We start from the raw sequence: 9016 nt of genomic DNA on the forward strand, positions 1-9016 counted from the left end.
GCCCCACAGTCGGAAGCGATGCGCCTTCGGGACCTCGTGCTCGAGCAGCGCCTTCATGCAGAACGGGATCGTCGACAGCCAGGTGCAGCCATGCGCCAGTGAGACCTTCCAGAAGCGGCTCGCCGAGAACCGCGGCTGCACCACGACAGCGCCGCCGACCCACAGCGTCGACAGCATCGAATAGGCCAGCGCATTGGTGTGGAACAGCGGCAGATACAACAGATGCACGTCGTCGGCGCGCAGCGTTTGGTGTGCGGCGTTGATCTTGGCGCCCCACAGTGCGTTGGCGTGGGTCCACAGCACCGCCTTGGGTCGCGAGGTGGTGCCCGAGGTGTATTGCACACTGCACGGCGCCAGCGGGTCGGTCGGGCGACGCGGCCGGTCGGCGCTGTCGCCAAACAGACTGTCGAACGAGTCGCCCTTTGCGACCGGCTGCGCTGTGATTGCCGCGCCGGGATCGTGTCCGATCACCGCCATCCATTTCAGCTTCTTGCAGTTGGTGGCCACCAGATCGGCATAGGCCGGCTGGGTGATGGCGGCGACCGCGCCGCAATGGTCGGCGAAGTACTCCATCTCTGCGGCGGCCGAGCGGGTGTTGGTGGTGACCGCAACTGCACCGAGCTCCGTGCAGGCGAACCAGGCGAGCAGAAACTCGACGCAATTGTCGAGATGGATCAGCAGGTAATCGCCCGGCTTGATGCCGCGCTTGGCGAGGCCGGCGGCGAGCGCGCCGACGCGCTCATGGAATTCGCCGTAGCTCCAGCTCCGCGACGGGCCGTCGAACGGCGCCCAGATCACGAAAGGATGCTCGCGCCGTGCCTCGGCGTGCAGCTTCAGCAGCCACGGCACGTCCATTCCGTCGAATGGCGTCACCCCGCCCGGCGCTTCGATCAGCTGCGACATGTCTCGTCCTCCCTTTGTCCCGCGCGTGCTGCGCGTTGTTGTTGGCGTTCCGCGCTGCGCAATTCGCAAGCGGTCGCATGATGGGGAGGTTTGCCATCCGCCGCGACGACGCGCAATCGGTCCGGCCGGCGTCACCGGATGCGCGGATCGTAAGGCTCAGCGCGCGGTGCGGCGGCGACGCGTCGCAGCTTCGATGATGCTTTTGTGAAAGCCGGTCCGGAACGGCACTCGGACGCTGCGGTTCTGTCTCGCATCGGTGACAACACAAGGAGAGCGAGATGAGACGTCTGGCATTGGCAGTGATGGCGCTCGGCGCACTTGGCGCGACGCAACTGATCGGCGCGCAGCCGGCGGCGGCGAGTGTCGAATATCCGTACTGCATCCAGGGCAAGCAGCAGGGCTACCCCGGCGACTGCAACTACGCCACCTACTCGTCTTGCCGTTTCACCGCGAGCGGCGCCGGCGGCAACTGCGTCATGAATCCGCGCTACAGCGCGTGGGATCGCGGCTACGACAGCTACGGCTACGCGCCACCCAACGCAGTCGGCGGCTATTGATCGGCTCGCGTGGGCGCGGTCGTTAGAGACCGCGCTCCTTGCGACTAAAATTCGACAAATGCCCCTCGCGCGCCGCCTGAGCGCGAGCGGCTTTCATCACGCTCTTGCTCTTGCCGGGTGGGGCGGGCCGAGAGACCAGCCGCTCCATTCGCCGGCTGCCGCAGGCCGGGCACGGCGGCTTGTCGTCGAAGCCGACCAGCAATTCGCTGTCTTTGTCGCATTGCTTACAATGGAAGCCGTAGAGCGGCATCGCGACACCTCCTGAAGTCCGTCAGGAGAAGCTGTGCAGGATCCGGACCACTTCCTTTAGGCTGGCGATGGTCTGGCGGCCGGCTAACGGTGTTCGCCGATCACCGCCAGCAGCGCGGCGCCGTAATGCTCGAGCTTCTTGTCGCCAATGCCCGGAATGCCCCGCATCTCGTCCAGCGTTCGCGGCTTTGTTGCCGCAAGGCCGTCGAGGGTGGCATCGTGCAGCACCACATAGGCCGGCACGCCACGGGCCTTGGCCACTTCAGATCGCCACGCCTTCAGCGCGGCAAACAGCTCTGGATCGCCGCTGGTCTCGCGCTGGGCGCTGCCGACCAGATCGCCGCGGCGCGATTTCGACCGCGGCGGGCGGCCGGTCTGCTCGCGCAGCGCTACCTCGGACTCGCCTTTCAGCACCGCACGCGAGGTTTCGGTCAGCTTCAGCGCGCCGAACGCCTCGCTGTCCGGCGCCAGGTGCCCCAGCGACACCAGTTGGCGGATCACCGCGCGCCATTGTTTCTCGCCAAACTCGCCGCCGATGCCGAACACCGACAGCTTGTCGTGGCCGAACTGAGAGACGCGCTCGGTCAGCCGGCCGAGCAGCACGTCGATCAGGTGCTGGGCGCCAAACCGCTGCCCGGTGCGATAGGCGCAGGACAGCAGCTTCTGCGCCGCCACCGTGCCGTCAATCACCTTCGGCGGATTCAGGCAGTTGTCGCAATTACCGCAGTGCGGGTGCGTCGAGGTTTCGCCGAAATAGCCGAGCAGCCGCGTGCGCCGGCAGCCGGTGGATTCGCACAAGCCGACCAGCGCATCGAGCTTGCCCATCGACACCCGCTTGAAGGCGTCCGAGCCGCTGCTCTCGTCGATCATCCGGCGCTGCTGCACGATGTCGGACAGGCCATAGGCCATCCAGGCGTCGGACGGCTTGCCGTCGCGGCCGGCGCGTCCGGTCTCCTGGTAATAGGCCTCGATGCTCTTGGGCAGATCAAGATGCGCGACGAACCGCACGTCCGGTTTGTCGATCCCCATGCCGAACGCGATCGTGGCGACGATCACGATGCCGTCCTCATTGAGGAAGCGGTCCTGATTGCGCGCGCGAACGTCCGGCGGCAGGCCGGCGTGATACGGCAGCGCGGTGAGGCCGGATTTGCTCAGGGTCTCGGCGATGTCCTCGACCTTGGCGCGTGACAGGCAATACACCACGCCGGAATGGCCGCGATGGCGGTCGTCGATGAAGGCTTTGAGCTGCGCCGGTGCGTTCTGCTTGTCGACGATGGTGTAGCGGATATTCGGCCGGTCGAAGCTCGACACGAAGCAGGGCGCATCCGTCAGCGCCAGCCGCTCGGCGATCTCGCGCCGGGTCAGCGCGTCGGCGGTCGCTGTGAGCGCGATCCGCGGCACGTTCGGAAACTTCTCGGCGATGGCCGAGAGGCCGACATATTCGGGGCGGAAGTCGTGGCCCCATTGCGACACGCAATGCGCCTCGTCGATCGCAAACAGCGAGAGCTTGGCTTTGGCCAGCAGCGCCAGACAGCGCGGTGTCAGCAATCGCTCGGGCGCGACATACAGCAGATCGAGTTCGCCCTTGAGGAGCTGCTGCTCGATCGCGTTGGCCTCGTCATAGGACAGCGTTGAATTCAGCGCGGCCGCGCGCACGCCGCTCTCCAGCAGCCCGGCCACCTGGTCGCGCATCAGCGCGATCAGCGGCGACACCACCACGCCGCAGCCGTCGCGCAGCAGTGCCGGCAATTGGTAACACAGCGACTTGCCGCCGCCGGTCGGCATCAACACCAGCGCATCGCCACCATCGGCGACATGCCGCACGATCGCTTCCTGCTGGCCGCGGAATGACGACAGCCCGAACATGTGCTGCAACGTCGACAGCATCCGTGCGTCGAGGTCGTCGTCGGTTTCGCGGGGCGCGGAACGGGTCATACGCGCGGGCAGGGGAGCGGGGACATGAGGTCCCTATAGCCCATTCCCACCGATTCTGCCCATGAGGCAGTTGCCTCTCCCCGGGGCACGGCGCACTCCCTCTCCCGCAAGCGGGAGAGGGTTGGGGTGAGGGCGCTCCAGGCAGTGAGACCGCGACTCGCGGAGAGGATGTCCTTACCCAATCGCTGCGCCGTGCTGCTGAGGGAAGGCTTTTCTGAACAACGTAAGTCAGTGCTTGTGTCGCCCTCACCCCAGCCCTCTCCCGCAAGCGGGAGAGGGAGTGCGCCGTGCTGCGTCGCTCCGACTCACACGATCCGGCTTTCCTTCTTGCCCCAATAGCGGTCGCGCAGCAGGCGCTTGTAGAGTTTGCCGGTGGGGAGCCGCGGCAGTTCGTCCATGAAGTCGATCGAGCGCGGCACCTTCTGTCGCGACAGCGATTGCGCGCAAAAGGCAATCAGTTCGGCGGCGAGGTCGGCGCCGGCGGCGACGCCCGGCATCGGTTGCACCACCGCCTTGACCTCCTCGCCGAGATCTTCGTTCGGCACGCCGAACACCGCGGCATCCGCGACCTTGGGGTGAGTGATCAAGAGGTTCTCGCACTCCTGCGGATAGATGTTCACCCCGCCCGAGATGATCATGAAGGTGGCACGGTCGGTGAGGTGCAGATAGCCGTCGTCGTCGACATAGCCGACGTCGCCGACGGTGCTCATGCTGCCGTCTTTCGAGCGGGCTTCCTGGGTCTTTTTCGGGTCGTTGAAGTACTCGAACGGCGTGGCGGTCTTGAACCAGATCTGGCCGGGCGTGCCTTTCGGGCATGGCTTCATGCCGTCGTCGAGAATATGCAGGTCGCCGAACATCACCTTGCCGACCGTGCCGCGATGCGCCAGCCACTCGGCGCTGTTGCAGGCGGTGAAGCCGAGACCTTCGGTGGCGCCGTAATATTCGTGGATGATCGGTCCCCACCATTCGATCATCTGTTCCTTGACCTGCGGCGGGCAGGGCGCTGCGGCGTGGATTGCCACTTCCAGCGTCGACAGATCGTAGGCCTTCCGCACCTCTTCAGGCAGCTTCAGCATCCGCGAGAACATCGTCGGCACGAGCTGGCTGTGCGTCACCCTGTGCTTCCCGATCAGCGCCAGATACTGCTCCGGATCGAAATGCTCCATGATGATCACGGTGCCGCCGTCGCGGATGGTGAGGCCGACCGCAGCCTGCGGCGCCGAGTGATACAGCGGCGCGGGCGACAGATAGATCATGCCGTCGCGATACTTCCACAGCATGTTGAGGAAGTGGAACAGCGGCAGCGGTTCGGACGGCGGCTGCTCCGGCAGCGGGCGCAGGATTCCCTTCGGTCGGCCTGTTGTGCCGGACGAATACAGCATCGCGGTGCCGAGGCTTTCGTCGGCGATCGGCGTGTCCGGCAGATCCTTGGTCGCGTCGGCGAGCCCGACGATCCGCTCGCTCTCGCCGTCACCGTCGACCACCACGCACAGCGTGACGTTGGGGCATTCCTTCAGCGCCTCGCGGGCGACGTCGAGCTTGGCTTTCGAGGTGATCAGCGCGCGCGATTCGCTGTTGGTCAGGATGTAGGCGAGCTCGGCCGGCGTCAGGTAGGAGTTGACGCAGGTGTAGTAATAGCCGCTGCGCTCGCCGGCGGCGCACGCCTCGATGTAGCGGTTGTTGTTCTCCATGAAGATCGAATAGTGGTCGAGCCGCCGCAGGCCGTGATTGCGCAACAGATGCGCCAGACGGTTACTGCGAGCCTCGAGCTCGGCATAGCTCACCGTCTCTCCGGTGGAAGCCATAATGAAGGCGGGATGGTCGGGGCGGGTCTTCGCGAACTGGCCGGGATACATCGTGCTCCTCGTGCTGATGCGTGCCTGAGCTTCTGGTTTTTCGTCGTCATTGCGAGGAGCGAAGCGACGAAGCAATCCAGCGACGTGCACTGCGCTCCTGGATTGCTTCGCTACGCTCGCAATGACGGTCTCATCGTTGTTGGCCCCGCGAAAGCAGGCGCGTCTTCACGCCGCGAGCTCCAGGATCTCCCGGACCTGCGCCGGTCCTTCGATCGGGCGCGGATTGCGCGGCACCCATGGGGTGCCCATTGCCTGGTTGGCGATCCGCTCGAAATGCTCGGGCCCGACGTTCACTTCGCGCAAGCTGCGCGGCATGCCGAGCACCCGGATCAGTGCGTCGAGCACGTCGCCGGCGTCTTCGCCGGGATGGCCCATCGCGGCGGCGACCAGTGCCTGGCGGTCGCGGTTGGCGGACTTGTTCCAGCGCATCACCGCCGGCAGCATGATGCAGGAGGTGTGGCCGTGCGGCACGTCGAACACCGCGCCGAGCACGTAGCCGATGCCGTGGCTGGCTCCCATCGGCACGCCGGACGACAGCGCGCCCATCGACAGCCAGGTGCCGATCTGACAATCGACCCTGGCGTCGAGGTCGGTCGGATCGGCTTTGACGCGCGGCAGCCCCGCGGCGAGCATCGAAAGGCCGCGCAGCGCCTGGGCGTCGCCGTAAGGGTGCGCTTCGCGTGAACAGATCGCTTCGACGCAGTGGTCGACCGCGCGGATGCCGGTCGACAGAAACAGCCATTCCGGCGTGTGCAGGGTAATGGCCGGATCGAGGATCGCGGCGCGCGGCATCGTCAGCGGATGCGCCAGCTTCTCCTTGACCCTCGTTGCCTCGTTGGTGACGCCTGCAATGGCGCTGAATTCGCCGCCCGAGATCGTGGTCGGGACGCTGATCTGCCGGACTTTGGGGGCGACCGGCGCGTTGATGTTGCGGACGCGGTCGATCTCGGCGGCACTCGAGATGTCGTTGGCGAGGCAGATCTGCACCGCCTTGGCGCCGTCGGTGATCGAGCCGCCCCCGACGGTGACGATGATGTCGGCCTTGATGGCGCGGGCCTGTTCGGTGGCAGCGATGACTGCCGCGCGCGGCGTATGCGCCGGCATCGCGTCGAACACCCCGGCGCAGCGGCTGCCGAGCGCATCTTTGATCTTGGCGATTTCATCGGTGGTGCGGTTCAGCGTGCCTGACACCATCAGCAGAGCGCGCTGCGCCTCGATGCGGTCAAGCTGAGCGGCGAGCGCCTCCGCCGCCGGCTGACCGTAGACGACCTCCTCCATGGCGCCGAACACGACGCGTCCAGTCATCACGTTGTTTCTCTCCCCTTGGCCGCTTTTGCGTGGCCTTAGCGATGATCCTAATCCGATCGTCGTAGGTTCGGGAACAGGAAAATTCGTCGCGGCGACGGCCCGTCATGGGCGTGTCCGACAACGCGGTAAGATAAGACGTTTGGCTGATCCGCCGCCGTAAGGGGTTGTCGCTGCCCCGCCCGCATGTTGAATGCGGCGGCAGATTTGTTGTGACGCGTTTTCTTCACGCGAACCGGTGACCACTTCGCTCGAAAACGCTTTCGTCGGGGAGACAGTCCATGACTAAGGCCGTGCTCGGCATTATCGGCGGCTCCGGGATCTATGATTTGCCCGGGCTGGAAGACGTCCGAGAGGAAGCGATCGCGAGCCCGTGGGGGCAGCCGTCTTCCGCGGTGCGGCGCGGCAATATCGCCGGCCTGCCGATCGTGTTCATGCCGCGCCATGACAAGGGCCACCGGCTGTCGCCCTCCGACATCAACTACCGCGCCAATATCGACGTGCTGAAGCGCGCCGGCGTCACCGACCTGATTTCGCTGTCGGCCTGCGGCTCGTTCAAGGAAGAGCTGCCGCCCGGCACCTTCGTGCTGGTCGATCAGTTCGTCGACCGCACCTACAAGCGCGAAAGCTCGTTCTTCGGCAAAGGTTGCGTCGCCCACGTCTCGATGGCGCACCCGGTGAGCCCGCGGCTGCGCATCCACCTTGCGGCTGCGGCGGAGGCCGAGGGCATTCCGGTAGCGCGCGGCGGCACCTATCTGTGCATGGAAGGTCCGCAGTTCTCCAGCTATGCGGAGAGCATGACCTACAAGCAGCTCGGCTATTCGGTGATCGGCATGACCAACATGCCGGAGGCCAAGCTCGCCCGTGAGGCGGAAATTTGCTACGCGACGGTGGCGATGGTCACCGATTTCGACTGCTGGCACCCCGACCACGATGCGGTGACGGTGCAGGACATCGTCCGCGTTCTGACCTCCAACGCCGAGAAGGCCAAGAGCCTGGTGGCGCGGCTGGCGCAGGACTTCCCGCGCGAGCACGAGGAATGCCCGATCGGCTCCGACCGCGCCCTCGATGCCGCCTTCATCACCGCCCCCGAAGCGCGCGATCCGGAACTGCTGAAGAAGCTCGACGCGGTGGCCGGGCGGGTTTTGAAGGCGTAAACCTCGTCATTGCGAGGAGCGGAAGCGACGAAGCAATCCAGTGCTTGGCGTGTGAACTTCTGGACTGCTTCGCTTCGCTCGCAATGACCGATTCGATCTCAGCGAGGCACCATGAAAGTCGACGGCAAGCATACCCGCACGATCTGGCTCGAAGCTGATGGCTGGACCGTCGGCACTATCGATCAGCGCCGGCTGCCGCACGACTACGTGGTGGTGAAGCTGACCAGCTCCGATGAGGCGGCAGATGCGATCCGCACCATGCTGGTGCGCGGCGCGCCGCTGATCGGCGCGACCGCAGCCTACGGGATGGCGCTGGCAATGCGTGAGGATGCCTCCGACGCCGGGCTCGATGCCGCTTACGCCAAGCTGGTCGCAACCCGGCCGACCGCCATCAATCTGAAATGGGCGCTCGACGAGATGCGTCGTGCGCTGGCCCCGGTGCAGCCGATGGATCGCGTTGCGGCGGCGTATCGGCGCGCCGGTGAGATCGCCGACGAAGACGTCGCGATCAATCAGGCGATCGGCGCCAGCGGCCTGAAGCTGATCGAAGCGATTGCAGCAACCAAGAAGCCCGGCGAGCGCGTCAATGTGCTGACCCATTGCAATGCCGGCTGGCTCGCCACTGTCGATTGGGGCACCGCCACCGCGCCGATCTATCAGGCGTTCGATGCCGGTATTCCGATCCATGTGTATGCCGACGAGACCCGTCCGCGTAACCAGGGCGCGTCGCTGACCGCCTGGGAGCTCGGCCATCACGGCGTCGACCACACTGTGATTCCGGACAATACCGGCGGTCATCTGATGCAGCACGGGATGGTCGATATCGTCATCGTCGGCACCGACCGCGTCACCGCCGACGGCGATGTCTGCAACAAGATCGGCACCTATCTGAAGGCGCTGGCAGCGGCCGACAACAAGGTGCCGTTCTACGTCGCGCTGCCGTCGCCGACGATCGACTTCACCATCCACGACGGCGTCCGCGAAATCCCGATCGAGCAGCGCGAGGCCGCGGAAGTGACCGACATGACCGGGCGTACCAGTGACGGCCGGATCG

The 9016-nt window shown here is 65.7% G+C and carries 8 protein-coding genes; 3 read left to right on the forward strand and 5 right to left on the reverse strand.

Features of this window, described 5'->3' with window-relative positions; genetic code table 11:
• A partial coding sequence (locus DYI24_RS14915; RefSeq protein ID WP_164572844.1) for an AMP-binding protein occupies positions 1-903 on the reverse strand: 903 nt, incomplete at its 3' end.
• A gap of 278 nt (positions 904-1181) precedes the next feature.
• Here DYI24_RS14915 and DYI24_RS14920 point away from each other — a divergent pair.
• Entirely contained in the window at positions 1182-1460 is a 279-nt protein-coding gene (locus DYI24_RS14920; RefSeq protein WP_164572845.1) for a DUF3551 domain-containing protein, read from the forward strand.
• Positions 1461-1482: 22 nt separating this feature from the next.
• On the opposite strand, the gene DYI24_RS14925 is transcribed toward DYI24_RS14920, so the two are convergent.
• The 4 genes from DYI24_RS14925 to DYI24_RS14940 all read right to left on the reverse strand — a co-directional run bounded on the left by DYI24_RS14925 (position 1483) and on the right by DYI24_RS14940 (position 6808).
• The gene (locus DYI24_RS14925) at positions 1483-1710 is read right to left on the reverse strand and encodes an FmdB family zinc ribbon protein (RefSeq protein WP_107357330.1); all 228 of its coding nucleotides are present in this window, start codon (positions 1708-1710) and stop codon (positions 1483-1485) included.
• Between the two features lie 83 nt (positions 1711-1793).
• Positions 1794-3644 carry a DNA helicase RecQ gene (recQ, locus tag DYI24_RS14930; protein WP_164572846.1) on the reverse strand — a complete coding sequence of 617 codons (1851 nt, stop codon included), beginning with the start codon at positions 3642-3644 and terminating at the stop codon, positions 1794-1796.
• A gap of 305 nt (positions 3645-3949) precedes the next feature.
• Positions 3950-5500, reverse strand: a complete 1551-nt coding sequence (locus DYI24_RS14935) for an AMP-binding protein (protein WP_164572847.1) — start codon at positions 5498-5500, stop codon at positions 3950-3952.
• 165 nt (positions 5501-5665) lie between these two features.
• Positions 5666-6808, reverse strand: a complete 1143-nt coding sequence (locus DYI24_RS14940) for an iron-containing alcohol dehydrogenase (RefSeq protein WP_349627780.1) — start codon at positions 6806-6808, stop codon at positions 5666-5668.
• Positions 6809-7086: 278 nt separating this feature from the next.
• Here DYI24_RS14940 and DYI24_RS14945 point away from each other — a divergent pair, with 278 nt between their 5' ends.
• The gene (locus tag DYI24_RS14945; RefSeq protein ID WP_012497916.1) at positions 7087-7962 is read left to right on the forward strand and encodes an S-methyl-5'-thioadenosine phosphorylase; all 876 of its coding nucleotides are present in this window, start codon (positions 7087-7089) and stop codon (positions 7960-7962) included.
• Between the two features lie 111 nt (positions 7963-8073).
• Positions 8074-9016 (forward strand): S-methyl-5-thioribose-1-phosphate isomerase (gene mtnA / locus DYI24_RS14950; RefSeq protein WP_164572849.1); only part of this gene is annotated, 943 nt, incomplete at its 3' end.

The sequence above is a fragment of the Rhodopseudomonas sp. BR0C11 genome, from assembly GCF_010820945.1.
Classification (GTDB): Bacteria; Pseudomonadota; Alphaproteobacteria; order Rhizobiales; family Xanthobacteraceae; genus Rhodopseudomonas; species Rhodopseudomonas palustris_H.